Source organism: Burkholderia sp. YIM B11467 (genome assembly GCF_052952715.1).
The window spans coordinates 1,538,447-1,561,506 of sequence record NZ_JBQVSQ010000001.1; the positions used below are offsets into that span (position 1 = coordinate 1,538,447).

Genomic DNA, 23,060 nt, shown 5'->3' on the forward strand with positions numbered 1-23,060 from the left:
CGCGCTCGTTTCATTCATGAACCTGAGAGAACCCTACCCATGACCTTGCCCCTCGGCGCGCCGCGCGAATGGAACGGACAATTCGAGGAAGCGCTGTTTCTCGACGTGGCGCGACGCCATCGTCCCGGCTTTCCCGACAAACTGACCACGCCGCCGCGCGAGCCGCTCAATGCGGACGAACGGGCCGCCGTCGCCGACTACTACACGAAGATGGCGTCGCACGACCTGTTCATCGTGCAGGTCGTCGCGAAGGCGATCGACACGCTGTTCCGCGATGATCCGCATTTCCAGCTGATCCTGTCGCGCCAGCTCGGCGACGACGGTGCGCACGCGGTGATCGGACGAGAGCGCGTGACCGAACTGACCGGGCGCGATCCGCTGCCGGAAGTCGACCGGCTCGTCGCCGCGCACTGGGCGCGCATCGGCGACATCGCGGTGCGCGACGTCGCGGGTTTTCTCGCGTTCGAATGGCATTACGAGCTGCACATCCTCGCGAAGCTGTGGATCCAGCGCAAGACCGGCCGCATCGGTGACGGCGCGATGCGCGAACACGGCGAGAACCGGATCCGGCCGGACGAGGAGTGGCATCGCGTGCAGATCGTCCAGTGGTGGTTCGAGCGGCTCGCGACGCTGCCGGCCGCGGAGCGCGATGCGCTGATCGATCGCGTGATCGCGGCTGACGAGGAAACGCAGGCGCGGCTCGACGGTTACCTGCACGACGAGTACGCGCACACCGCGCATGTGTTCGGCGCGGACATCGCCGAATATCGCGCGATCTATGACGACTGGCGGCGCGAGATCCTGTCGCGGCTGACCGGCCGCAAGCTCGGCGCGCTGGTGCCGCTGTCGGGCGAAGCGGTTGCGCGGGAAGCCGCACTGCAGGAAGCCGTCGCATGAACGATCCACGCGGCCCGGCGACCCTCGCGCCGGATACCGATGTGCCTGCCTTCGACCGTGACGCGCTGGCGCGCGCGATCGACGCGCTGCGGGCGACCGCCGCCGCACGCGACCGTGCGGGCGGTCACGCGGCGCAGGAAAAGCAGTGGCTGGCCGATGCGGGCCTGCTGACGCTCGCGGTGCCGCGTGCGTTCGGCGGGCAGGAAGCCGCGTGGCCCGCGATCTACGACGCGATCCGGCAGATCGCGCGCGTCGACAGCGCGCTCGCGCATCTCGTCGGGTTCCAGTGCCTGCAGGTGGTCAGCATCGACGTGTGGGGCAGCGCCACGCAGCGCGAGCGCTATCTGCACGGCACGGTCGAGCAGCGCTGGTGGTGGGGCAATGCGGTCAATCCGCTCGACACGCGGCTCGTGGCCGCCGCGACGCCCGATGGCGGCTACCGGCTCGACGGCGTGAAGGGCTTCTGTTCGGGCACGCGCGGCTCGCAGCGGATGACGGTGTCCGCGCACGATCCGGAAACGGGGCGCACCGTGTTCGGCGTGGTGCCGACCGATCGCCAGGGGATCACGGTCAACGACGACTGGGATCCGATCGGCCAGCGCCAGACCGACAGCGGCAGCGTGCGCTTCGACGGCGTGACGCTCGCGCCGGACGAGGTGCTGCACCGTTCCGAGTCGCCGCCGACGCCGCGCGCGACGCTGCGCACGCTCGTGTCGCAGCTCGTGCTGACGAACCTGTTCGTCGGGCTCGCGGAAGGCGCGCTGGCCGACGCGCGCGACTACGTGCTCAAGCATGGCCGGCCGTGGATTCACTCGGACGCCGTGCAGGCGGCCGATGATCCGTACACGCTGCAGCGCTTCGGCGACATGCGCGTGCGGGCCGTCGCCGCGGCGGCGCTGGCCGATCGCGCGGCCGACGCGTTGCAGCACGCGTGGGTGCGGCGGGATGCGTTGACGACGGACGAGCGCGCCGAGGCGGCGCTGGCGGTATCGGACGCGAAGATCGTCGCGCAGCGCGCGGCGCTCGACAACGGCGAGGCGCTGTTCGACGCATGCGGTGCGCGTGCGACAGCCGCGTCGCTTGGCCTCGACCGCTTCTGGCGGAACGCGCGCACGCATACGCTGCACGATCCGCTCGACTACCGGCTGCGCGACGTGGGCCGGTTCGCGCTGACGGGGGAATTGCCGCAGGCGTCGCTCTATACGTAAGTGAGTGCGCGCTGCGTCACTGATCGCCGGGAGGCTGGCCTTCCGGCGGCACCGCCGCGGGCGCGGGCTGGCCGGCCAGCGACGAACTGCCTTCCGTTCCCGCGCGCCGGTACGACACCAGTTCGTTCGTATAGCGCGCGGTCCGCACGCCGTTCGTGTCGTAGTACTCCTCGACCGACTTCACCCAGCGTCCGACCGCCGGCACGTACCAGAACGCCTTGTAGGTCTTGCCGGTCTGTTCCGTGGTGCCGTTGTTGTGGCTTTGCATCAGGATCGTCGAACCGTTCAAGGTGCGGGACACGCCGGACGTGATCGACTGCCCCGGCGCGCCCTGTGCCTTCCACGTGCCTTCGGCCTCGATCTTGATCGCATCGAACTTGCCGCCCTGCACCGTGATCGTGTCGGAGCCGACGACCTTGTAGTGCGTGTCGTACGCTTCCGACGCATGCTGCGGATTCGGGTGCGACTCGGTGTAAGCGAGCGCCCAGGTCTTGCCGACCGTCAGCGGAAACGCGAACGGGCGGTTCACCACGGTTTCCGTGCCGTTGACGCTGCGCGCACGGCTCCAGTCCGCATCGACGATCAATTCACGGGGCGCCTGCGTCGCGCCGCTTTGCCGGGTTTCGATGTAGATGTGTCCGGGTGTCGTGCGCTGCACGGAAATCTCGTCGCGCGTCTGGCGCCAGCCGTTCGGGCCGATTTCGACGGTGTTGATGTAGGTCCAGGTATCGCCGGGCTTCAGCGCCGGGGCCGCGATCGATTGGGCGAGCGCGACGCCGGGCAGCGCGACACAGAGTGACAACGCGGCAAGAGTTTTCTTTTTCATGGTGGTTGTGGGTGGCCAACGGTCTCGCCGGCGAGCTTATCAAGCGCACCTTTCAACTGGCATGACATGTGCGGTACCGCTGCCGCACGACCACGCATGCTGGACGCCGAAAATGATATGTTATATCGTTTCGATACAATATATCATCCGATCCTCAACGTCCTCTACCGGAATCGCCCGATGAGCACTGCACTCCATCCGTCCACGCGGCTCCCCGTAACCGTCCTGTCCGGCTTCCTCGGCGCCGGCAAGACGACGCTGCTCAACCACATCCTCAACAATCGCGAGGGCCGGCGCGTCGCGGTCATCGTCAACGACATGTCCGAGGTCAACATCGATGCCGCGCTCGTCCGCGACGGCGGCGCGGGGTTGTCGCGCACCGACGAGAAGCTGGTCGAGATGAGCAACGGCTGCATCTGCTGCACGCTGCGCGAGGATCTGCTGATCGAGGTCGACCGGCTCGCGCGCGAAGGGCGCTTCGACCAGCTCGTGATCGAATCGACCGGCATCTCCGAGCCGCTGCCGGTGGCCGAGACGTTCACGTTCGAAGGCGAGGACGGCCGCAGTCTCGGCGAAGTCGCGCGGCTCGACACGATGGTGACGGTGGTCGACGCGTTCAACTTCCTGCGCGACTACGCGTCGCGCGACAGCCTGCAGTCGCGCGGCGAATCGATGGGCGACGAGGATGCGCGCACGGTCGTCGATCTGCTGATCGACCAGATCGAGTTCTGCGACGTGATCGTGATCAACAAGATCGACCTGATCGACGGCGGCGCGCGCGAGCGGCTGGTCGCGCTGCTGCGCGGGCTGAACCCGCGTGCGCGGATCGAGATCGCCGAATTCGGCAAGGTGCCGCTCGAACGCGTGCTCGACACGGGCTTGTTCGACTTCGATGCGGCCTCGCGTGCGCCGGGCTGGCTGCAGGAGATGCGCGGCACGCACACGCCGGAGACCGACGAATACGGAATCCGCAGCTTCGTCTACCGCGCGCGGCGGCCCTTTCATCCGCGGCGCTTCTTCGATCTCGTCGAAAGCGAATGGCCGGGCGTCGTCCGCTCGAAGGGGTTCTTCTGGCTGGCCACCCATCCGACCGTCGCCGGTTCGTGGTCGCAGGCCGGCGCGGTCGCGCGGCACGGGCCGGCCGGCCACTGGTGGGCGGCCGTGCCGCCCGAGCGCTGGCCGCAGGATCCGGAAGCCGTCGCGCAGATCCGCGCGCGCTGGGACGAGCACGTCGGCGACGCGCGCCAGGAACTCGTGCTGATCGGCATGGACATGGACGAGGCCGCGCTGCGCGCGCGCTTCGACGCGTGTCTGCTGACCGATACCGAAATGGCCACCGGCCCCGAACACTGGACCACGTGGGACAACCCGTTTCACGACTGGCCCTGACCTGAACGCGCTTCCTGCATCGATCCGGATGGAGAAGGCGCTCCACCGGATCTCGAGCATGAATGCAGCCCTTCCCGATATTTCCCTGACCGATGCCGCACCGGGCCGCCGCCCGCTCGAGTGGGTCGGCATGCAGGGCATCGACCTGCCCGTTGCCGTCGCCGAGCCCGGCTGCCGGCGCGACGTGCATGCGCGCGCCGACGTGCAGGTCGATTTGCCCGCGCCGCATGTGAAGGGCATCCACATGTCGCGGCTGTACGGGCTGCTCGACGCGCTCGGCGACGGCGCGGCGCTGTCGCCGGCCGGTTTGCGGCGCATGCTGCGCGCGATGGTCGACAGCCATCGCGACTGCGCGTCGCGCAGCGCACGGGTGCGGCTGCGTTTCGACCTGCTGGCGCGCCGCGCGGCGCTCGTCACCGACGGGCTGGCCGGGTGGAAGTCCTATCCGGTTCGGGTCGACGCGGTGCTGACCGGCGACGCGTTCGAACTGCGCGCGCAGGTGACGGTCGCCTATTCGTCGACGTGCCCGTGTTCGGCCGCGCTGTCGCGGCACTGGGTCGAGCAGGCGTTTCTGGCGGCGTTCGGCCGCGAGGATCGCGTGGCGCCGGCCGCGGTCGCCGCGTGGTTGCAGCGGCATGCGACGGCGGCCACGCCGCACAGCCAGCGCAGCGAAGCCGTCGTGAGCGTGGCGTTGCCCGTCGACGCCGCGACACTCGGGCTGATCGACCTGATCGATCGTATCGAGCACGCGCTCGGCACGCCGGTGCAGACGGCCGTCAAGCGTGCGGACGAACAGGCGTTCGCGGTGCTGAACGGCGGGAACCTGATGTTCGTCGAGGATGCCGCGCGCCGTGTCCAGGCCGCGCTGGACGGCCGCCATGCGAACCCGCGCGTTCGCGTGCGTCATCTGGAAAGCCTGCATCCGCACGATGCGGTGGCGTGGGCCGCGCCGGTTCGCGAAGGCGTCGACGCATGCTGATCCGCAAGCTGTTCCGTTTCGAGAATGCGCACGTCGTGCGCGGCTGCAGCACGCGGCGCTGCTCGCATTCGATCCACGGCCATTCGTACCGCGTCGAGCTGGTGCTCGAAGCGCATGCGCTGGACCACGGGCAGATGATCTACGACTTCGGGCTGCTCAAGGGCGACGTGCGCGACCTGATCGACGCGTTCGACCATGCGGTGACGCTCTGGTCCGGCGACGATCCGGGGTATCTCGACAGCATGCGCTGCCACTCGGAGCGCTGGGTGCTGCTGCCCGTTTCGCCGAGCGCCGAGCAGTTCTCGCGCGTGTTGTTTCGTCTCGTCGATGCGGTGCTGTCCCGCACGAACATGTCGAACGGCGAGGCCGACGTGCGGCTGCATTCGGTCATCGTGCACGAGACCGAGACCGGCTACGCGCAGTGTTTTCGCGACGATGCGTTCAATCCGCGCATGGGCCGCATCGACCTGGATGACATCGTGTTCGCGCCGGCCGTCGCCGCGCAGTGGCGCGATCCGGGCCTGTTCGAACGGCTCAAGCGCGACCCTCTCCTTTCTCAGCAGGAATCCTCATGATCAGAAAGAACCCGCGCGGCGACCTGCCGCAGATTCACCCGAGCGCGTTCGTCGATCCGACCGCCATCCTGTGCGGGCTCGTGATCGTCGAGGAGAACGTGTTCATCGGCCCGTACGCGGTGATCCGCGCCGACGAAACGGACCCGGACGGCCGGATCGCGCCCATCGTGATCGGCGCGCATTCGAACATCCAGGACGGCGTGGTGATTCATTCGAAGTCGGGCGCGAGCGTCACCATCGGCCGGCATACGTCGATCGCGCATCGCGCGATCGTCCACGGGCCGTGCCAGGTCGGCGACGGCGTGTTCGTCGGGTTCAACAGCGTGCTGTTCAACTGCACCATCGACGACGGCTGCGTGGTGCGCTACAACGCGGTTGTCGACGGCTGTCACCTGCCGCCGGGTTTCTACGTGCGCTCGACCGAACGCATCGGGCCGGAAACCGATCTTGCCGCGTTGCCGCAGGTGACGGCCGACGCGAGCGACTTCTCCGAGGACGTCGCGCGCACGAACAACGCGCTGGTGCTGGGCTACAAGCACATCCAGAACGAGTTCTGAGTCATGGGCGAACACATTCGACCTGAACGGAGCGACGGGCCGAAGCGCCGCCACGTCGACCTGCTCGTGCACGGCGGCACGGTGATGACGCCCAACGGCGCCGAGCGGATCGACGTCGCGTGCGCGGATGGCCGTGTCGTCGCGCTGGGCGCGTTGCACGGCACCTGGAGCGCCGACGTGCTGCTCGATGCCGGCGGGCTGCATGTGCTACCGGGCGTCGTCGACAGTCAGGTGCATTTCCGCGAACCGGGCCTGACGCACAAGGAAACCATCGAGGCCGGTACGCGCGGCGCGGTGCTCGGTGGCGTCACGACGATCTTCGAGATGCCCAATACGCATCCGCTGACGCTGGGCGAGCAGGATCTGCAGGCGAAGCTGGATCTCGCGCGCGGCCGTGCATGGTGCGATTACGCGTTCTACATCGGCGGCTCGGCCGCGAACGCCGAGCGGTTGCCGGTGCTTGAACGGCTGCCGGGCTGCGCGGGCGTGAAGGTCTTCATGGGCAGTTCGTTCGGCGATCTGCTGGCCGACGACGAAGCCGTGTTGCGCCGGATCCTGCGCAACGGGCGGCGGCGCATGGCCGTGCATGCGGAGGACGAGGCGCGGCTGCGCGAACGCAGGGCGCTCGTGGACGCGAGCGGCGACGTGCGCGACCATCCGCACTGGCGCGACGTGCAAAGTGCGCTGGCCGCGACGCGGCGCATCGTCGGGCTGGCCGCCGAGACGGGTCGCCGGCTGCATGTGCTGCATGTGTCCACCGCGGACGAAATGGCATGGCTCGCGCGGCACCGGCGACGCGTGACGGTCGAGGTCACGCCGCATCACCTGAGCCTGCACGCGCCCGACTGCTACGAGCGGCTCGGCACGTTCGCGCAGATGAACCCGCCGGTGCGCGAGCGGCAGCATCGGGATGCATTGTGGCAGGCCGTCCGAGACGGCGTGGTCGACGTGATCGGCAGCGATCACGCGCCGCATACGCGCGACGAAAAGCGCCGGCCCTATCCGCAGTCGCCGAGCGGCATGACCGGCGTGCAGACGCTGCTGCCGCTGATGCTCGATCACGTGCATGCGGGCCGCCTGAGCCTCGAACGGCTGGTCGACCTGACCAGCGCCGGGCCGGCGCGCATCTTCGGCATCGAAGGGAAAGGGCGCGTCGCGATCGGCTACGACGCCGACTTCAGCATCGTTGACCTGCACGCGCGCCGGATCATCCGCGACGAATGGATCGCCAGCGTGAGCGGCTGGACACCTTACGACGGCTGCGCGGTCACCGGCTGGCCCGTGCACACGGTCGTGCGTGGGCAGGTCGCCGTGCGCGACGGCGCGTTGAGCGGACAGCCCGCAGGGCAGCCTGTCACGTTTCTCGATGCCTAGATCGGCAGGCGCACCGTCTGCTTGATGCGCTTCAGCGGAATCTCGGTTTCGACGTTGCGTACGCCTTCGATCTGCGTGAGCGTTTCCATCTGGAAGCGCTGATAGTCGTCGAGATCGCGCGCGATGACGCGCAGCAGGTAATCGTAGCTGCCGGCCATCAGGTGGCATTCGAGGACTTCGGGCGCCTGCTCGATTTCGCGCGCGAAGCGCTCGACCGTCTTCTTGTCCTGGCGCTCCAGCGTGACGCGCACGAACGCCGTGAACCTCAGGTCGACGGCGGCGGGGTTCAGCAGCGCGACATACGCGTCGATCACGCCCTGCTCTTCGAGCAGGTGCACGCGGCGCAGGCAGGGCGTGGCCGAGAGTCCGGCCTGTTGCGCGAGTTCGGCGTTCGTCTGGTTCGAGTTCTGTTGCAACGCACGCAGAATGCGTCGGTCGATCGCGTCCAGTTTGGTTGGCATTTTTCACTACCATCGATGCGGATGCTAGAGAATAGCGCCAAATCCGGCATTTCAAATAGCCAAATACGCATCCAATCTCCACCGCAACGCGCCGATAATCGGACGACCGGCCGGCCTGTGCGACGCGCGCGATGCCCGTGCCGGCCATCCCCTTCAGGAGATCTCCGATGCTGCACGTATCCTGGCTGCCGTTCATCGCCACGTCCCTTTTGATCATCGTCACGCCGGGCCAGGACATGGTGCTCGTGATGTCGCGCACGCTGTCCGGCGGCACGCGCGCGGGCCTCGTGACCGCGGCGGGCGTCAGCGTCGGGCTGCTCGTGCACACGATGCTCGCAACGCTCGGGCTGGGTGCGCTTCTTCAGGCATCCGAATGGTTGTTCACCGCGCTGAAGGTGGTCGGCGCGCTGTACCTGCTGTATCTCGGCATCACGCTGCTGCGTTCGTCGGGCGAGCTGACGCTCGCAAGCAGCCGCGGCGCGCCGGCATCGCGGCTGCGCACGTTCGCGCAAGGCGCGCTGTCCAACATGTCGAACCCGAAGGTCGCGCTCTTCTATCTGGCGTTCCTGCCGCAGTTCGTCCCCGCGGGCGCCGCGCATCCGATGCTGTCGCTGTTCGTGCTGGGCGCGACGTTCGCCGGCCTGACGTTTCTCGTCAAGGGGCCGGTCGCGCTGTTTGCCGGCCTGCTGTCGGCGTCGATCCGCCGCAACCCGCGCATCCTGACGCGCATGCATCGCGTCAGCGGCGTGGTCCTGCTGGCGCTGGGCGTCAAGCTGGCGTTCGAGCGCCGCTGATGGCGGCCGTTAAGCCGGCAGCGCGTCCGCCAGCGCGCGCATTGCGTCCACCGTCTCCGGATTCGCCGGAAAGAACGCCTCGATCGCGAGTTCCGACAGCGTCACGTCGACCGGTGTGCCGAACACCGTCGTCGTACTGAAGAACGTCAGCTCGCCGGCTGCGGTGCGCAGCCGCAGCGGCACCGCGATATCCGCGAAGTCGGCGCGCGCCTGCGTGTCGTCGGGCTGGCCGGCCGGCGCCGGATACGCGGCAAGCTCGTCGCGCAGCGCGTGCAGCGTGCGGTCGCCGCTCGCATCGATCTGCCGCTGCAGCCGATGCAGGATGTGCGCGCGCCATTCATGCCAGTTGACGATTTGCGACGCGAGGCCGTCCGGGTGCAGGCTCAGGCGCAGCACGTTGACGGGCGGCTGCAGCAGCGACGGATCGGCCTGCGCGACCAGCGCGCCGAGCATCCGGTTCGCGGCGAGCAGTGTCCAGTGGCGGTCCACGGCGAGCGCCGGGTAGGGCTCGTGGCCGCGCAGCACGGCTTCGACCGCATGGCGCGCGGCATCCAGTTGCGGATCCGAGAACGGCCGCTCGCGAAACAGCGGCGCGAAGCCGGCCGCGACGAGCAGCGCATTGCGTTCGCGCAGCGGCACGTCGAGACGCTCCGCGAGATGCAGCACCATGTCGCGGCTCGGCTGCGCACGACCCGATTCGACGAAGCTCAGGTGGCGCGCGGACACTTCCGCGTCGAGCGCGAGCGCCATCTGGCTCAGGCGCCGGCGTTGCCGCCACGTGCGCAGCAGCGGGCCGATGCCGGATGCGCGGCTGGCGGACGGGGAGGGCGAATGGAGGGCGGCGGTCGGGTTCATGACCCAGATGATAGGCAATCCCGCGCGCGTTGGGCATTACCAGCGAGGTAAGCATCGCGCCGTTCCCCGGGCGCGTCCCGGCGCTGCGTTACCATAGCCTCCGTGCCAACTGAGAGACGACGCCGGACCCGCGATTGAAAACGCATGGGCCGGTGCCGTGCATATTGACGACAAGGCATTTCAGGGGAATCCAACAATGAAAAAACATGCCGTCCGGCTCGCCTGCGTGGCGATGCTCGCACTCGCCGCGACCACCGGCCACGCGCAGACCGAAGCTGCGCAGGTGGAAATGAGGGCCGCCGCCGCGGCCGCCAACGGGGCCGTCGTGAACGGCCCGACCGACATCGACGTGAAACACGAAGCCGTGCTGAAGCTGAAGGCCGGCGAGTCGTTCGTGCCGGCTGCCGAAGCCGGCCGCTACCTGCGTTCGATGGGCAACTCGGTCGACGAATCGAAGCTGGTCGGCCTCGTGCTGCCCGACGATCCCGACGCCGACTGGATCTCGGTCGTGTCGTTCGAGCCGAGCGGCTATATCCGCGACGACGACGCGAAGGACTGGAAGCCCGACGAGTTGCTGAAGAACCTGCAGGCCGGCACCGAGGAAGACAACCCGGGGCGCAAGGAGCGCGGCCTGCCCGAGACCGAGGTGGTCGGCTGGGCGAAGGCGCCCGCGTACGACGCGGCCACGCACCGGCTCGTGTGGTCAGCGATCATCCGCGACAAGGGCGCGCCCGCGAACGCCGAGAACGACGGCGTGAACTACCGGACGCTCGTGCTCGGCCGCGACGGTTACCTGTCGCTGACGATGGCGTCGACGCTGGCCGACCTGCCGAAGTACAAGGCGTCGGCCGACGACCTGCTGTCGAACATCAGCTTCAACGACGGCAAGCGCTACGCCGATTTCAACAAGTCGACCGACCACGTCGCCGAGTACGGCCTCGCGGCGCTGATCGTCGGCGTCGGCGCGAAGAAGCTCGGCCTGCTCGCGCTGATCGGCGCGTTCGCGGTGAAGTTCTTCAAGATCGGCGCGGTGGCGCTGCTGGCCGGTGGCGCGGCGCTGAAGCGCTTCTTCGGGCGCAAGCCGAAGGCGGCCGCGGTGCCGGTCGTCGCCGACGCGTCCGACATCACGGGCACGGAGCGCAAGGAATGACGAAGCTGTTGCTGCTGATCTTCGGCGGCCTCAAGCTCGGCAAGGTGCTCGTGTCGGCGGGCACCATGCTGGCGTCGATCGCGGTCTACGCGCTGTTCTACGGCTGGCGGTTCGCGGCCGGTTTCGTCGCGCTGCTGCTGGTGCACGAAGGCGGCCACTACCTCGCCGCGCAGCGGCGCGGGCTCGACGTCGGGCTGCCGACGTTCATCCCGTTCGTCGGCGCGTGGATCCAGCTGAAGGAGATGCCGCACGACGCGGAAACCGAGGCGTATGTCGGGCTCGCCGGGCCGTTCGTCGGCACGCTCGGCGCGCTGGCCTGCTACGCGGCCGCGCGCCACTACGACAGCAACCTGCTGCTTGCGCTCTCGTACACGGGCTTCTTCCTGAATTTGTTCAACATGATTCCGCTGTCGCCGTTCGACGGCGGGCGGATCACCGCGGTGCTGTCGCCGCGCATCTGGTTCGCGGGCGTGCCCGTGCTGATCGCGCTGTTCGTGTATCGCCCGAGCCCGCTGCTGATCGTGATGGCGATCCTCGCGCTGCCGCAGTTGAAGCGCGCGTGGCGCTACGATCCCGACGCGCCGGAGAACCGCGTGTACTACGCGACGTCGATCGAAACGAAGACGACCTATGCGCTCTGCTATGTCGGCCTGCTCGCGTTCCTCGCGCTGATGACGTCCGGCGTGCACGACATGCTGCGCGTCGCGCATTCCTCGCTCTGATGCAAGAACGGCGGCCGCTGTTACGCGGCCGCCGTCGTATTCCTGCCTGTTTTGCCGACGCTCAGGCGTCGCGATGTCGCAGCTCGACGCGCTTGATGTCCTTCACGATCACGAGATAGCTGAACACGGTGACGAGCGCGTTCAGCCCGACGAACACCAGCGCGCCGTTGAACGAGCCGCTCGCGCCGACGAGGTAGCCGATCGCGATCGGCGCGACGATGCCGGCCGTGTTGCCGAACATGTTGAACAGGCTGCCCGACAGGCCGATCGCTTCCTTCGGTGCGGTGTCCGCGACCACGGCCCAGCCGAGCGACCCGATGCCCTTGCCGAAGAACGACACGGCCATCAGCACGATCACGAGCGCTTCGCTGTCGACGTAATTGCAGCCGATGATGACCATCGACAGCGCCATCCCGCCGACGATCGGAATCTTGCGCGCGAGCGTCAGCGACACGCCGCGGCGGATCAACCCGTCCGACAGCATCCCGCCCAGCACGCCGCCGAGGAACCCGCAGATCGCGGGCAGCGACGTCATGAAGCCGGCCTTCAGCAGCGACATCCCGCGCGCCTGCACGAGGTAGATCGGGAACCACGTGAGGAAGAAGTACGTAAGCACGTTCACGCAGTACTGGCCGAGGTACACGCCGATCAGCATTCGGTTCGACAGCAGCTGGCGCACGTAGTACCAGCCGGCGACCCGGCTGCTTTCGGACGCTGCGCCCGCACCGCGTGCACCGGCCGGCCTGGCCGTCGAACGCACGAGGCCGCCGCCTTGCTCGATATGGTCGAGTTCCGCACGGTTCACGGCCGGATGGTCGGCCGGATCCTTCATCACGCGCAGCCACAGGAACGCGAGCGCGATGCCCGCGAGGCCGAGCCACAGATACACCTGGTGCCAGCCGTACGCATGCGTGAGCCACGCCATCAGCGGCGAGAACACCACGGCCGCGAAATATTGCGCGGCGTTGAAGATCGCCGACGCCGTGCCGCGCTCGGCGGTCGGGAACCAGCTCGCGACGACTTTCGCATTGGCCGGGAACGCGGGCGCCTCGGCGATGCCGACCGCGAAGCGCATCGCGAACAGCGCGGCGACCGCGAACGCGGCGCTGCCGCCGAGGCCGATCGTGCTCTGCAGCAGCGTGAACGCCGACCACAGGAAGATGCTCGCCGCATACACGCGCCGCGCGCCGAAGCGGTCGAGCAGCCAGCCGCTCGGCAGTTGCGCGAGCACATACGCCCAGCTGAACGCCGAGAAGATGTAGCCCATCGTCACCGGATCGATGCCGAACGCCTTGCGGATCGGCGTGCCGGTGATCGACAGCGTCGCGCGATCCGCATAGTTCAGCGTCGTGACGACGAACAGCATCGCCAGGATCCAGTAGCGCACGGCGGTCCGGCGCGCGGTGCGCGCGAGATCGATCGGAAGATCGCGAGGGGTGGTCTGATTAGGCACTTTAATGTACGTCGTCGTATGACATGAGCCGAAGTTTATGGGCAATGCCCGGATGCAGAAACCTCGGGTTTTCCCTTTGGATGGTGACAGGAAGCGGTCTCAATTCCGTGATAAGGTCCGGTAAACAAGGATGTCCGGCACGTGGCCGGAGGTCCGGCAGGTAGTACGATTAGTGAAATGATGTCGGCAGACATCGTATCTGTTGGGCTACAATGAACAACCCATTCCCGAATCACGGAGCACACCCCATGCAACTGACAGGAGAGATGCTGATCGGCGCCGACGCGGTGGCCGGCTCGGCCGGATCCTTGCGCGCGTTCGACCCGACGAAGGGCGCGCCGATCGATGCGCCGGCATTCGGCGTCGCGACGCAGGCCGACGTCGAACGCGCGTGCGAACTCGCGCGCGACGCGTTCGATGCGTACCGCGCGCAGCCGCTCGCGGCTCGCGCGGCGTTTCTCGACACGATCGCGGACGAGATCGTCGCGCTCGGCGACGCGCTGATCGAGCGTGCGCACGCCGAAACTGGCTTGCCCGTCGCGCGGCTGCAGGGCGAGCGTGGCCGTACCGTCGGCCAACTCCGGCTGTTCGCACGTGTCGTGCGCGACGGGCGTTTCCTCGCCGCGTCGATCGATCCCGCGCAGCCTGCGCGCACGCCGCTGCCGCGCGCGGACCTGCGGCTGCAGAAGGTCGGGCTCGGGCCCGTCGTCGTATTCGGCGCGAGCAATTTCCCGCTCGCGTTCTCGGTGGCCGGCGGCGATACCGCGTCGGCACTCGCGGCCGGCTGCCCGGTGATCGTGAAGGCGCACGAGGCGCACCTCGGCACGTCCGAGCTGGTCGGCCGCGCGATCCGCGCCGCCGCGGCGAAATGCGGGATGCCGGCCGGCGTGTTCTCGCTGCTGGTCGGCCCCGGCCGCGTGATCGGCGCGGCGCTGGTCAGCCATCCGGCGGTCCAGGCCGTCGGCTTCACGGGTTCGCGGCAGGGTGGCATGGCGCTCGTGCAGCTCGCGAACGCGCGCCCGCAGCCGATTCCCGTCTACGCGGAAATGAGCAGCATCAACCCGGTCGTGCTGTTCCCGGCCGCACTCGCCGCGCGCGGCGACGCGATCGCGACGGGCTTCGTCGATTCACTGACGCTCGGCGTCGGCCAGTTCTGTACGAACCCCGGCCTCGTGCTCGCGATCGACGGCCCCGATCTGGACCGCTTCGAAACCGTCGCCGCACAGGCGCTCGCGAAGAAGCCGGCTGGCGTGATGCTCACGCGCGGTATCGCTGATGCGTACCGCAACGGCCGCGGCAAGCTGGCCGAACTGCCGGGCGTGCGCGAAATCGGCGCGGGCGAGGCCGCGCAAACCGAATGCCAGGCGGGCGGCGCGCTGTACGAAGTCGGCGCGCAGGCGTTCCTGGCCGAGCCGGCGTTCAGCCACGAGGTGTTCGGGCCGGCGTCGCTGATCGTGCGCTGCCGCGATCTCGACGAAGTCGCGCGCGTGCTCGACGCGCTCGAAGGTCAGCTGACGGCCACGCTGCAGATGGATGCCGACGACAAGCCGCTCGCGCGCCGGCTGCTGCCGATCCTCGAACGCAAGGCCGGGCGCCTGCTCGTCAACGGTTACCCGACCGGCGTCGAGGTCTGCGACGCGATGGTGCACGGCGGCCCGTTCCCGGCGACGTCGAACCCGGCCGTCACGTCGGTCGGCGCGACGGCGATCGACCGTTTCCTGCGGCCCGTGTGCTATCAGGACTTCCCGGACGACCTGTTGCCTGAGGGGCTGCAGGAAAGCAATCCGCTCGCGATTCCGCGTTTGCGCGACGGGAAGGGCGAGTAACGGGCCGGATCGACTGAAGGCGCGATCCCCGGCGGCTAGTGCGCCGGGGATCATGCCGGCACCGGGAAACGAAAAGGCGGAAGGGGCTCGCGAGCCCCTTCCGCCTTTTTGCATGGCACGGCCTTTCGTGCCGCCGGTCTCGCCGCGTCAGTGGGCGGGGTGGGCGGCGATTTGCAGGCGTTCGGCTGCGGCGAGAAGGCGACGGTCGCGTGTCCACAGCTTGCTGCCGCTGGTCAGTCGGACCGACGCGAGCAAGTGGGCGTCGACGTAACCGATGCCGAGCCCGTGGAGTGGCGCGATCTCGATCATGCGTTGAACCTCGTCGTCGGTTGCCGAGGTGGAAGCGGGAAGGTCGCGCAGCGCGTCCAGCACGGTCTGGCGATCGCGCAGGCTGCCGAGCGAAAGCTCGCCGACGACGAACGGATGGATCAATACCCGCTCGGCTTCCAGCAGCGAGGTGAGCGTTGCATCACCGGCTCGCAGGTGATCGATCCAGACGGAGGGGTCGACAAGAATCACGCTGGCTCAGATGGGCGGCGCGGGACGGATTCGAGGTCGGGTTCGGTGCCGCCGAGACGAGCCAGCCGTCGTGCGCTTTCTCGGGCAATCAGCGCGCGCAGTGCTTCTCTGACCACCGCCGACTTTTCGGTGATGCCAGTCAACTGCTGCGCTCTGGCGAGCAGGGCGTCGTCCAGGGACAAGGTGGTGCGCATGATCGGCTTTCGAATGATGAGTGCATCAACTATGTCACCAATTGATGTCGATGGTGATGCCTTGCGCTGATCGGGAGATGGCCCGGCATCGTGTCGGGGCAACCTGATGAGTCAGGCGGTCGGCGTGGCGGCACTGGAAACGCAAGGCAGCCGCCGATCTTGCCGCCTTCCACGTCCCCCGAATTTCTCCTACAGTAGCGAAGCCCCGGACCGTGCGGTCCGCGGGCGAACCTGAGAGACCGACAAAAGACAACGAGGGAACCCTCCAATGAACATCAACAAGCGTGGCGATCACCTGTTCGCGGCCGGATTGTGGAAAGCGATCGGCGACGTCGCGAAATCCGTCCGCACCCAGATCGGCGAATACAGCGAAGGGCGCGTGCTCGCGAATGCATTGCTGGAGTTTCAGCACGACCTGGGCGGCAGCGAATTCGACGTGACGATCAACCAGGGGCGGCTCGTCACGGGCGCCGATGCGCATTCGCTCATGTTCGGGCAGGCCGTCCGACGCTTCCGGCAGGACATGGAGGCGCTGGTGTTCGCGCTCCAGTACCGGCGCAGCATCGACGAACGCGACCCGAGCCTGCGCACCGAAGCGCTGATGCAGGCGAACAGCCAGCTCGCGACCGCGAAGCAGTCGGCGACGATCACGGTCGGCCGGTTCTTTGATGCGGTCGTCGACCGCGACGTGCTCGGGCAGATCCTCGACGGCGAATCGAATACGCGTGTCCGTACGGGTGCGCAGGGCCAGATCGAGGCGACGCGGGTCAAGCTGGGGAACGTGCGCTACCGGATCGTCGGGATCATCGCGCAGATGTGACGGCGACGGTATGCATCGCGGCGGATGCGTGCGTCGGGGCGGAAAGGAAAGGAAACATACGGTCGCGGCAGGCGGGAGCCGGCCGCGACGCAACACCGCGGGCCACGGCGCCGATGAAGGCGCCGCGCCGGCCGCGCCTGCTTACTGCGGGCCCATCTTCTTGATCAGCACGTCGAGCTCGGCCGCTTCGGCTTCGGTGAGGTCGACGAGCGGTGCGCGCACCGGGCCCGCGTCGTGGCCGACGAGCTTCGCGCCGGCCTTCACGATGCTGACCGCGTAACCCGCGCGGCGATTGCGGATCTTCAGGTACGGCAGGAAGAAATCGTCGATCAGGCGGCCGACCGTCGCGTGGTCGTCCTTCGCGATCGCTTCGTAGAAATCCATCGCCGTCTTCGGGATGAAGTTGAACACGGCCGACGAGTACACCGGCACGCCGAGCGCCTTGTACGCGGCGGCGTAGACTTCAGCCGTCGGCAGGCCGCCGAGGTACGCGAACCGGTCGCCGAGGCGGCGGCGGATCGTGACCATGCTCTCGATTTCGCCGACGCCGTCCTTGAAGCCGATCAGGTTCGGGCAGCGGTCGGCGAGGCGCTCGAGCATGTCGGCGTTCAGCTTCGAATTCGCGCGGTTGTACACCACGACGCCGATCTTCAGCGCGCGGCACACCTGCTCGACGTGGTCGGCGATCCCTTCCTGGCTCGCTTCGGTCAGGTAGTGCGGCATCAGCAGCACGCCGCTCGCGCCGAGGCGCTCGGCTTCCTGCGCATATTCGATCGCGACGCGGGTCGCACCGCCGGCGCCGGCCAGGATCGGCACCTTGCCCTTGCAGGTTTCCGTCGCGACGCGGATCACGTCCGAATACTCGCGCTGCGTGAGCGAGAAGAATTCACCGGTGCCGCCGGCCGCGAACAGCGCGCTCGCGCCATACGGCGCCAGCCATTCCAGGCGCTCGGCATAGGTGGTCGGGCGGAAGCTGCCGTCGGCGTCGAAATCCGTCAGCGGAAACGACAGCAGGCCGTGGGAGATGATCTGTTTGAGTTCTTGCGGTGAAGTCATGGTTGGGGTCGTCCGTCTAGCGCGAGTGCTGGGTTCGTCGGGAACGGCATACGTGCCACATTGGCGATGTCGTTGTATGTCATCGTACAACGAGGGGAAGGGTGACGCAAGCGGTTTGCTGGCCGTTCGATAGTAGGGTCTTTCCGGATAAGGGTTTACGCAGCATCGCCGGCTAACGTTGAATGTCGTATGATGACTAACGATATGGACGATAGCTTCCAGGAATTCCGATGACTGCTTCCCCTCTCTACATCCGCGTGCACCCGGACGACAACGTCGCGATCGTCGTCAACGATGGCGGCTTGCCCGAGGGCGCGACGTTCGCCGACGGGCTGACGCTGTGCGAAGGCGTGCCGCAAGGGCACAAGGTCGCGCTTGCCGACCTCGCGGCCGGCGACCCGATCGTCCGCTACAACGTGGTGATCGGCTATGCGCTGACCGACTTGCGGCGCGGCAGCTGGGTCAACGAACGCACGATGCGCATGCCCGAACCGCCGGGGCTCGACGATCTGCCGCTCGCGACGCGTGCCGCGCCACCGCTGCCGCCGCTCGAAGGTTATACGTTCGAGGGCTTCCGCAATGCGGACGGCTCGGTCGGCACGCGCAACATCCTCGCGATCACGACGACCGTGCAGTGCGTGTCGGGCGTCGTCGAGCATGCGGTGAAGCGGATCAAGGCCGAGCTGCTGCCGCGCTACCCGAACGTCGATGACGTGGTCGGGCTCGAGCACACGTACGGCTGCGGCGTCGCGATCGATGCGCCCGACGCCGACATCCCGATCCGCACGCTGCGCAACATCAGCCTGAATCCGAACTTCGGCGGCGAGGTGATGACCGTGAGTCTCGGCTGCGAGAAGTTGCAGCCCGAGCGCCTGCTGCCGCCCGGCTCGATTCCGGTCGCCGCCGACGGCGCGGCCGACAACGGCGGCGTCGTATGCCTGCAGGATGCCGCGCACGTCGGCTTCAACTCGATGATCGACTCGATCATGACGATGGCCGAAACGCATCTCGAGCGGCTGAACCGCCGCCGCCGCGAAACGTGCCCCGCGTCGGATCTCGTCGTCGGCGTGCAATGCGGCGGCAGCGACGCGTTCTCGGGGCTCACCGCGAACCCGGCCGTCGGCTTCGCGGCCGACCTGCTCGTGCGTGCGGGCGCGACGATCATGTTTTCCGAGGTGACCGAAGTGCGCGACGGCGTTGCGCAGCTCACGTCGCGCGCGGCGAACGAGGAGGTCGCACGCGAGATCATCCGCGAGATGGACTGGTACGACCGTTACCTGCAGCGCGGCCGCGTCGACCGCAGCGCGAACACGACGCCCGGCAACAAGAAGGGCGGCCTGTCGAACATCGTCGAGAAGGCGATGGGTTCGATCGTGAAGTCGGGCAGCGCGCCGATCGCCGGCGTCGTGCGTCCCGGCGATCGCGCGCGGCAAAAGGGGCTGCTGTACGCGGCGACGCCCGCGAGCGACTTCATCTGCGGCACGCTGCAGCTCGCGGCGGGGATGAACCTGCACGTGTTCACGACCGGCCGCGGCACGCCGTACGGTCTCGCGCAGGTGCCGGTGATCAAGGTCGCGACGCGCAGCGATCTCGCGCGCCGCTGGCACGACCTGATGGATCTCGACGCCGGGCAGATCGCGACCGGCGCGGCCACGATCGAGGACACGGGCTGGGAACTGTTCCGGCTGATGCTCGACGTCGCGAGCGGCAAGCGCCGCACGTGGGCCGAGCAATGGAAGCTCGCGAATGCGCTGACGCTGTTCAATCCGGCACCGGTGACCTGACGCGCACGGTCGCGACGGCATGCGATGCGGGCGCCCGAGGGCGCCCGTTTTTTTTGCGGCCGCGAAAGGTGGCATCGGCGCAGTTGCGCGTCGTCCGGCAGATCGAACGGCTGGCGTGCGTACTCGACGCGGCCGGCGCGATTTCCTTACCTCGCACGTAATCGACCGCCCACCCGAGGCCGGCGACGATAGCGGCACGCGGACCCGAAACATCCGCGACATCGTCCCCTCATCGATACAAGGAGCCTCGCATGAACGCCACCCAATCCGTCCCGTCCGTTCACACCGACCTGATCGACCGCTACTTCGACGCATGGAACGAATCCGACGTCGGCCGCCGCCGCGCGCTGATCGACGCGACCTACGCGAGCGACGCGGCCTATCGCGATCCGCTGATGGCCGGCGACGGCCACGCGGGCATCGACACGATGATCGCGGCCGTGCAGGAGCGATTCCCGGCATTCCGCTTCCGCCGCACGACCGACGTCGACGCGTTCGGCCAGCACCTGCGGTTCTCGTGGGCACTCGTGTCGCCCGACGGCGCGGCGATCGTGAAGGGCTCGGACTTCGGCACCGTCGACGCGTCGGGCCGCTTGAAGTCGGTCACGGGTTTCATCGACGAGATGCCGGCCGCCGTGGTGTGAGCAGCGAGCACACGTAATCAGGAGTTGCTATTGGAAGCCCGAGAGTGCGCCCAAGGCGTCGATTCGGTGCAATCAAGCTAGCGACAAAACGCTGGCGATGCGCGCACGACAGCGGACTGAATCAAGGCCGTACGTGCGCGCTTTCCCAACTGCTAGCGCCGTGCTGAATCGCTGACACGCAACGATGCGGGATGAGGTCGGATGGCGTTAGCAAGTGGCGAGGTGCGCCAGAGCATCCTGTTCGAGCGTGCGCATCGCGCGTTCCAGCTGTTCGTGGTCAAGGTCGCGATGTAGTCGATGTGCGGACGCATGCTGGTCGTTGAGCTTTCGCATGACTCGCTCGGACGCATTTGACAGGTCGAGCTGAAACTGCAACTCATCGCGAAAGACGAGATTGACGACCTTGAATGCGTAGTCGATTACGATTGCTCGCAATGGGCAGGCGTCGACCATTTCTCGAAACTTGCTGTCGTAGGAGGCCACGAAGGGGACAAAGAAGTCGGTATTGTTAGTTCCCATTGACCGTGGTGTCGCTGACAAGAGTTCAGCCATTCTGAACAACGTCAAGTCCCATGACATGCTGCGCAAGCGTTCGAGCGATTTCAAAGTCGGCTGAGTTACTGGAGTGAAGAATTGAGGGACTTCACCGGCGCCGCCTAGCAATTTCCACGCAAAGTAGATTTCCGCCTTGGGAAATTTACCCAGAGTCTCGAGGCTGAAACTCACCAGTTCTTCCAGTGCCTGGGCAGGCTCGCTATGCTGTCCGCGCCAATTCAGCAATGCGGCCTTCAAAAGCACAACGTAGGTTGCCAGGCGACGTGTCTGCAGAAAGCGCATGGGCTGGGCAAACACGGTGGCATTGAGCGTGTCTTGGACGATCGTGTCGATGTCGTCGTCAGATACAGTGAATATCGGCTTGCCCGGTGGTTCGTCCAACGCACCGGGAGCAAAGTGATCGAGTTTCTTGAGCGCCTTCAAGGTCTGAATGGGACGATTGTTCCCTTTCACTGAAAAATGCTCGAATTCTTCTGAGAGATAGGCAAGGTAATCGAAATTGAAACTTCTTTCTCCGCGCCCGCAGGCTAGGTGCAGCAGCTTGTACAGGTTTTGAGGTTGTGATGGCTGCTTGCCTTCGGCAAACAAGCGAATCGCATCGGTTACATTTTTGTCAAGGCTGATGGAGAAATCGATTTTTATCGATGCCTTGCCGTTCAACGATTGCTGATAAATGTCATCGGTATAGAACAAAAGCCCGGTTCCATCGAAGAAGCTCTTCAGTAACGGGCACTCATTTTCGATTTTATCGAGCTGTATATCTTGGATGTCGAGTGTTGTGGTCTGAGTGGCATACGTCACGTACAAGCCTCGGAAGCATTCTCGATCTGATTCAATGATGCTTTTGAATGATGCTCCCTGGTTTGCAGTCGCGATCGCAGTTAGGGCTCGCCGGATTTTTTCGACATTATTCATTGGGTACCTATTCGGTTTTGTTCGGATGCTGGTGGATAGGGTGAGTGGAATTGTCGAGATTGGTTTGGAAAATATTCAGCTTTTCGATCTATTTGCTGCGATAGTTGCTGATTTTGTTTTTATTGGTATGGACGCGAGCCTTAATAATACATTCACCGCAAGCACACGATGAGCTTGTACGTAACCCGTCAGATCACATGAAGTAAATGGAATTGACGCGTCGGTCACGGGTTTCATCGACGAGATGCCGGCCGCGGCGTCGTGACCCGAGCGAAGGATGCACAACGGCCACCGGGATCAGGTAACGTTACGCGGTTTGTTCCTGATCCCGGAGACCACTCGACATGCTGAAAAATCTCGACCCGCTGCTGCACGCCGACATCCTGCACACGCTGCGCGCGATGGGCCACGGTGACGAAATCGCGATCTGCGACGCGAATTTCCCGGCGGAATCCGTCGCGGAGCACACGGTGGTCGGCCGCGCGCTGCGGATCGACGGCGCCGATTCGGCGCGCGTCGCGCGTGCGGTGCTGTCGGTGCTGCCGCTCGATACGTTCGTCGACACGCCTGCCTGGCGGATGGAAGTCGTCGGCGACGCAGCCGCGGTGCCGCCCGTGCAGCGCGAGGTGCAGGCCGAGATCGACCGCGCGGAAGGGCGTGCGGTGCCGCTCACCGGCATCGAGCGTTTCGCGTTCTATGAGCGCGCGCAGCAGGCGTACGCGGTGATCGTCACCGGCGAGCTGCGCGGCTACGGCTGTTTCATCTTCAAGAAGGGCGTGCTGTTGAGCGACGCGGGCTAAGCGTATTTTCCGTGCCGCCGCCTGCGGGCTGCGCGGCCGCCGCCGTGTAAAGATTTGCTACAACCTTTTTCTTGGGCACGGCCGAAAGACCCTCTATGCTGACCGATTTGCCGCGGGCCCCGCAGAGCCGCGCGGCCCCGAGCCGCCCGGGCGCGCCCCGTGCGGCCGGCTGAATTGCATACGAGGAGAGAGGCATGACGCGTTCCGTCGATTCCGGCGTCATTTTTTTCGCACGCCTGGCGCTGGCGGCGTTGTTCTTGTGGGGCGGCGTAATGAAGCTGCTCGGCTACAGTGATTTCGTCGGTTACCTGCACGGGCTGAACGTGCCGTATCCGCAGGTCATCGGGCCGATCGTCGTCGCGATCGAAGGGCTCGGCGGCCTGCTGCTGATCGTCGGCTACAAGGTGAAGCCGCTCGCGCTGCTGATGGCGTTCTATACGGTCGCGACCGCGATGGTCGGGCACAATTTCTGGGACGCGACCGACGCCGCGGTCCAGCACGACATGGTGATCCACTTCTGGAAAAACATCGCGATCGCCGGCGGTTTCCTGCTGCTGTTCGTCACCGGCGCCGGCGGCGCGAGCATCGACGGCCTGCGCCGGCCGAGTTCGTCGTACGGCGGCCTGCGCTGATCACACGCACGCCGTTGCGCTGAAGCAAAAAGAAAGGGCCGAATCCCGCGGGATTCGGCCCTTTGTTCATGGAAC

General features: G+C 66.7%; 25 protein-coding genes. 17 read left to right on the forward strand and 8 right to left on the reverse strand.

What is annotated here, in order from left to right:
- The first annotated feature begins 39 nt into the window (after window positions 1-39).
- On the forward strand, window positions 40-897 hold the full coding sequence (locus ACTRWB_RS07015) for a hypothetical protein (protein ID WP_446901367.1): 858 nt from the start codon (window positions 40-42) through the stop codon (window positions 895-897).
- On the forward strand, window positions 894-2,105 hold the full coding sequence (locus ACTRWB_RS07020; protein ID WP_446901368.1) for an acyl-CoA dehydrogenase family protein: 1,212 nt from the start codon (window positions 894-896) through the stop codon (window positions 2,103-2,105). Before ACTRWB_RS07015 ends, ACTRWB_RS07020 begins: the two co-directional genes overlap by 4 nt.
- 16 nt (window positions 2,106-2,121) lie before the next feature.
- On the opposite strand, the gene ACTRWB_RS07025 is transcribed toward ACTRWB_RS07020, so the two are convergent.
- A complete protein-coding gene (locus ACTRWB_RS07025) occupies window positions 2,122-2,931 on the reverse strand; it encodes a hypothetical protein (protein ID WP_446901369.1) in 810 nt (269 codons plus the stop codon).
- Window positions 2,932-3,111: 180 nt separating this feature from the next.
- On the opposite strand from ACTRWB_RS07025, the gene zigA reads away from it, so the two are divergent.
- The 5 genes from zigA to ACTRWB_RS07050 are packed head-to-tail and all read left to right on the forward strand — an operon-like array spanning window position 3,112 to window position 7,805.
- Window positions 3,112-4,320 carry a zinc metallochaperone GTPase ZigA gene (zigA, locus tag ACTRWB_RS07030; protein WP_193099728.1) on the forward strand — a complete coding sequence of 403 codons (1,209 nt, stop codon included), beginning with the start codon at window positions 3,112-3,114 and terminating at the stop codon, window positions 4,318-4,320.
- Window positions 4,321-4,378: 58 nt separating this feature from the next.
- Window positions 4,379-5,299 carry a GTP cyclohydrolase FolE2 gene (gene folE2 / locus ACTRWB_RS07035; RefSeq protein ID WP_419688461.1) on the forward strand — a complete coding sequence of 307 codons (921 nt, stop codon included), beginning with the start codon at window positions 4,379-4,381 and terminating at the stop codon, window positions 5,297-5,299.
- The gene (locus ACTRWB_RS07040) at window positions 5,293-5,874 is read left to right on the forward strand and encodes a 6-pyruvoyl trahydropterin synthase family protein (RefSeq protein ID WP_446901370.1); all 582 of its coding nucleotides are present in this window, start codon (window positions 5,293-5,295) and stop codon (window positions 5,872-5,874) included. The genes folE2 and ACTRWB_RS07040 overlap by 7 nt, the downstream gene beginning before the upstream one ends.
- Window positions 5,871-6,431: a gamma carbonic anhydrase family protein gene (locus ACTRWB_RS07045; RefSeq protein WP_129515839.1), complete on the forward strand. Its 561-nt coding sequence runs from the start codon at window positions 5,871-5,873 to the stop codon at window positions 6,429-6,431. Before ACTRWB_RS07040 ends, ACTRWB_RS07045 begins: the two co-directional genes overlap by 4 nt.
- A 3-nt stretch (window positions 6,432-6,434) precedes the next feature.
- Window positions 6,435-7,805 carry a dihydroorotase gene (locus ACTRWB_RS07050; protein WP_446901371.1) on the forward strand — a complete coding sequence of 457 codons (1,371 nt, stop codon included), beginning with the start codon at window positions 6,435-6,437 and terminating at the stop codon, window positions 7,803-7,805.
- Here ACTRWB_RS07050 and ACTRWB_RS07055 read toward each other — a convergent pair.
- Entirely contained in the window at window positions 7,802-8,266 is a 465-nt protein-coding gene (locus ACTRWB_RS07055) for an Lrp/AsnC family transcriptional regulator (protein ID WP_129515837.1), read from the reverse strand. The genes ACTRWB_RS07050 and ACTRWB_RS07055 overlap by 4 nt on opposite strands.
- A 167-nt stretch (window positions 8,267-8,433) precedes the next feature.
- Here ACTRWB_RS07055 and ACTRWB_RS07060 point away from each other — a divergent pair, with 167 nt between their 5' ends.
- A complete protein-coding gene (locus ACTRWB_RS07060; RefSeq protein ID WP_048245840.1) occupies window positions 8,434-9,060 on the forward strand; it encodes a LysE family translocator in 627 nt (208 codons plus the stop codon).
- A gap of 9 nt (window positions 9,061-9,069) precedes the next feature.
- Here ACTRWB_RS07060 and ACTRWB_RS07065 read toward each other — a convergent pair whose 3' ends face one another.
- The gene (locus ACTRWB_RS07065; RefSeq protein WP_412023710.1) at window positions 9,070-9,915 is read right to left on the reverse strand and encodes a helix-turn-helix domain-containing protein; all 846 of its coding nucleotides are present in this window, start codon (window positions 9,913-9,915) and stop codon (window positions 9,070-9,072) included.
- Between the two features lie 196 nt (window positions 9,916-10,111).
- Between ACTRWB_RS07065 and ACTRWB_RS07070 the strand changes: the two genes are divergently transcribed.
- Complete coding sequence (locus tag ACTRWB_RS07070) at window positions 10,112-11,065, forward strand: DUF2167 domain-containing protein (protein ID WP_446901372.1); 954 nt, start codon at window positions 10,112-10,114, stop codon at window positions 11,063-11,065.
- Window positions 11,062-11,787: a site-2 protease family protein gene (locus ACTRWB_RS07075; RefSeq protein WP_446901373.1), complete on the forward strand. Its 726-nt coding sequence runs from the start codon at window positions 11,062-11,064 to the stop codon at window positions 11,785-11,787. Before ACTRWB_RS07070 ends, ACTRWB_RS07075 begins: the two co-directional genes overlap by 4 nt.
- Window positions 11,788-11,848: 61 nt before the next feature.
- On the opposite strand, the gene ACTRWB_RS07080 is transcribed toward ACTRWB_RS07075, so the two are convergent.
- Window positions 11,849-13,240 (reverse strand): MFS transporter, encoded by a 1,392-nt coding sequence (locus ACTRWB_RS07080; RefSeq protein ID WP_419688476.1) that lies wholly within the window; start codon window positions 13,238-13,240, stop codon window positions 11,849-11,851.
- A gap of 248 nt (window positions 13,241-13,488) precedes the next feature.
- On the opposite strand from ACTRWB_RS07080, the gene ACTRWB_RS07085 reads away from it, so the two are divergent.
- On the forward strand, window positions 13,489-15,066 hold the full coding sequence (locus ACTRWB_RS07085; RefSeq protein WP_446901374.1) for an aldehyde dehydrogenase (NADP(+)): 1,578 nt from the start codon (window positions 13,489-13,491) through the stop codon (window positions 15,064-15,066).
- 147 nt (window positions 15,067-15,213) lie between these two features.
- Here ACTRWB_RS07085 and ACTRWB_RS07090 read toward each other — a convergent pair whose 3' ends face one another.
- Window positions 15,214-15,585, reverse strand: coding sequence for a type II toxin-antitoxin system VapC family toxin (locus ACTRWB_RS07090; RefSeq protein ID WP_446901375.1), 372 nt, complete (start codon window positions 15,583-15,585; stop codon window positions 15,214-15,216).
- A complete protein-coding gene (locus tag ACTRWB_RS07095; protein ID WP_419688480.1) occupies window positions 15,582-15,779 on the reverse strand; it encodes a type II toxin-antitoxin system VapB family antitoxin in 198 nt (65 codons plus the stop codon). The genes ACTRWB_RS07090 and ACTRWB_RS07095 overlap by 4 nt, the downstream gene beginning before the upstream one ends.
- Window positions 15,780-16,047: 268 nt before the next feature.
- Between ACTRWB_RS07095 and ACTRWB_RS07100 the strand changes: the two genes are divergently transcribed.
- Complete coding sequence (locus tag ACTRWB_RS07100) at window positions 16,048-16,599, forward strand: hypothetical protein (RefSeq protein ID WP_048245834.1); 552 nt, start codon at window positions 16,048-16,050, stop codon at window positions 16,597-16,599.
- Window positions 16,600-16,740: 141 nt separating this feature from the next.
- Here the strand turns inward: ACTRWB_RS07100 and kdgD are convergent, their stop codons facing one another.
- Window positions 16,741-17,655: a 5-dehydro-4-deoxyglucarate dehydratase gene (gene kdgD, locus ACTRWB_RS07105; protein WP_048245832.1), complete on the reverse strand. Its 915-nt coding sequence runs from the start codon at window positions 17,653-17,655 to the stop codon at window positions 16,741-16,743.
- A 230-nt stretch (window positions 17,656-17,885) separates the two neighbouring features.
- On the opposite strand from kdgD, the gene garD reads away from it, so the two are divergent.
- Both garD and ACTRWB_RS07115 read left to right on the forward strand, forming a co-directional pair.
- Complete coding sequence (gene garD / locus ACTRWB_RS07110; RefSeq protein WP_446901376.1) at window positions 17,886-19,439, forward strand: galactarate dehydratase; 1,554 nt, start codon at window positions 17,886-17,888, stop codon at window positions 19,437-19,439.
- Window positions 19,440-19,690: 251 nt separating this feature from the next.
- Window positions 19,691-20,083: a nuclear transport factor 2 family protein gene (locus tag ACTRWB_RS07115; RefSeq protein ID WP_446901377.1), complete on the forward strand. Its 393-nt coding sequence runs from the start codon at window positions 19,691-19,693 to the stop codon at window positions 20,081-20,083.
- A 207-nt stretch (window positions 20,084-20,290) separates the two neighbouring features.
- Here the strand turns inward: ACTRWB_RS07115 and ACTRWB_RS07120 are convergent, their stop codons facing one another.
- Window positions 20,291-21,439, reverse strand: a complete 1,149-nt coding sequence (locus ACTRWB_RS07120) for a hypothetical protein (RefSeq protein ID WP_446901378.1) — start codon at window positions 21,437-21,439, stop codon at window positions 20,291-20,293.
- A 34-nt stretch (window positions 21,440-21,473) separates the two neighbouring features.
- On the opposite strand from ACTRWB_RS07120, the gene ACTRWB_RS07125 reads away from it, so the two are divergent.
- From ACTRWB_RS07125 to ACTRWB_RS07135, 3 genes are all read left to right on the forward strand, one after another.
- The gene (locus ACTRWB_RS07125) at window positions 21,474-21,725 is read left to right on the forward strand and encodes a hypothetical protein (protein WP_446901379.1); all 252 of its coding nucleotides are present in this window, start codon (window positions 21,474-21,476) and stop codon (window positions 21,723-21,725) included.
- A gap of 172 nt (window positions 21,726-21,897) precedes the next feature.
- A complete protein-coding gene (locus tag ACTRWB_RS07130) occupies window positions 21,898-22,353 on the forward strand; it encodes an RbsD/FucU family protein (protein ID WP_193099739.1) in 456 nt (151 codons plus the stop codon).
- A 194-nt stretch (window positions 22,354-22,547) separates the two neighbouring features.
- A complete protein-coding gene (locus ACTRWB_RS07135; protein ID WP_048245828.1) occupies window positions 22,548-22,985 on the forward strand; it encodes a DoxX family protein in 438 nt (145 codons plus the stop codon).
- Window positions 22,986-23,060 lie beyond the last annotated feature (75 nt).

What these genes read in the sequence shown, in the direction of transcription:
- ACTRWB_RS07015 (WP_446901367.1), top strand. Translation starts at nt 40, where the DNA reads ATGACCTTGCCCCTCGGCGCGCCGCGCGAATGGAACGGACAATTCGAG.
- ACTRWB_RS07020 (WP_446901368.1), top strand. Translation starts at nt 894, where the DNA reads ATGAACGATCCACGCGGCCCGGCGACCCTCGCGCCGGATACCGATGTG.
- ACTRWB_RS07025 (WP_446901369.1), bottom strand. Translation starts at nt 2,931, where the DNA reads ATGAAAAAGAAAACTCTTGCCGCGTTGTCACTCTGTGTCGCGCTGCCC.
- zigA (WP_193099728.1), top strand. Translation starts at nt 3,112, where the DNA reads ATGAGCACTGCACTCCATCCGTCCACGCGGCTCCCCGTAACCGTCCTG.
- folE2 (WP_419688461.1), top strand. Translation starts at nt 4,379, where the DNA reads ATGAATGCAGCCCTTCCCGATATTTCCCTGACCGATGCCGCACCGGGC.
- ACTRWB_RS07040 (WP_446901370.1), top strand. Translation starts at nt 5,293, where the DNA reads ATGCTGATCCGCAAGCTGTTCCGTTTCGAGAATGCGCACGTCGTGCGC.
- ACTRWB_RS07045 (WP_129515839.1), top strand. Translation starts at nt 5,871, where the DNA reads ATGATCAGAAAGAACCCGCGCGGCGACCTGCCGCAGATTCACCCGAGC.
- ACTRWB_RS07050 (WP_446901371.1), top strand. Translation starts at nt 6,435, where the DNA reads ATGGGCGAACACATTCGACCTGAACGGAGCGACGGGCCGAAGCGCCGC.
- ACTRWB_RS07055 (WP_129515837.1), bottom strand. Translation starts at nt 8,266, where the DNA reads ATGCCAACCAAACTGGACGCGATCGACCGACGCATTCTGCGTGCGTTG.
- ACTRWB_RS07060 (WP_048245840.1), top strand. Translation starts at nt 8,434, where the DNA reads ATGCTGCACGTATCCTGGCTGCCGTTCATCGCCACGTCCCTTTTGATC.
- ACTRWB_RS07065 (WP_412023710.1), bottom strand. Translation starts at nt 9,915, where the DNA reads ATGAACCCGACCGCCGCCCTCCATTCGCCCTCCCCGTCCGCCAGCCGC.
- ACTRWB_RS07070 (WP_446901372.1), top strand. Translation starts at nt 10,112, where the DNA reads ATGAAAAAACATGCCGTCCGGCTCGCCTGCGTGGCGATGCTCGCACTC.
- ACTRWB_RS07075 (WP_446901373.1), top strand. Translation starts at nt 11,062, where the DNA reads ATGACGAAGCTGTTGCTGCTGATCTTCGGCGGCCTCAAGCTCGGCAAG.
- ACTRWB_RS07085 (WP_446901374.1), top strand. Translation starts at nt 13,489, where the DNA reads ATGCAACTGACAGGAGAGATGCTGATCGGCGCCGACGCGGTGGCCGGC.
- ACTRWB_RS07095 (WP_419688480.1), bottom strand. Translation starts at nt 15,779, where the DNA reads ATGCGCACCACCTTGTCCCTGGACGACGCCCTGCTCGCCAGAGCGCAG.
- ACTRWB_RS07100 (WP_048245834.1), top strand. Translation starts at nt 16,048, where the DNA reads ATGAACATCAACAAGCGTGGCGATCACCTGTTCGCGGCCGGATTGTGG.
- kdgD (WP_048245832.1), bottom strand. Translation starts at nt 17,655, where the DNA reads ATGACTTCACCGCAAGAACTCAAACAGATCATCTCCCACGGCCTGCTG.
- garD (WP_446901376.1), top strand. Translation starts at nt 17,886, where the DNA reads ATGACTGCTTCCCCTCTCTACATCCGCGTGCACCCGGACGACAACGTC.
- ACTRWB_RS07115 (WP_446901377.1), top strand. Translation starts at nt 19,691, where the DNA reads ATGAACGCCACCCAATCCGTCCCGTCCGTTCACACCGACCTGATCGAC.
- ACTRWB_RS07125 (WP_446901379.1), top strand. Translation starts at nt 21,474, where the DNA reads ATGATGCTTTTGAATGATGCTCCCTGGTTTGCAGTCGCGATCGCAGTT.
- ACTRWB_RS07130 (WP_193099739.1), top strand. Translation starts at nt 21,898, where the DNA reads ATGCTGAAAAATCTCGACCCGCTGCTGCACGCCGACATCCTGCACACG.
- ACTRWB_RS07135 (WP_048245828.1), top strand. Translation starts at nt 22,548, where the DNA reads ATGACGCGTTCCGTCGATTCCGGCGTCATTTTTTTCGCACGCCTGGCG.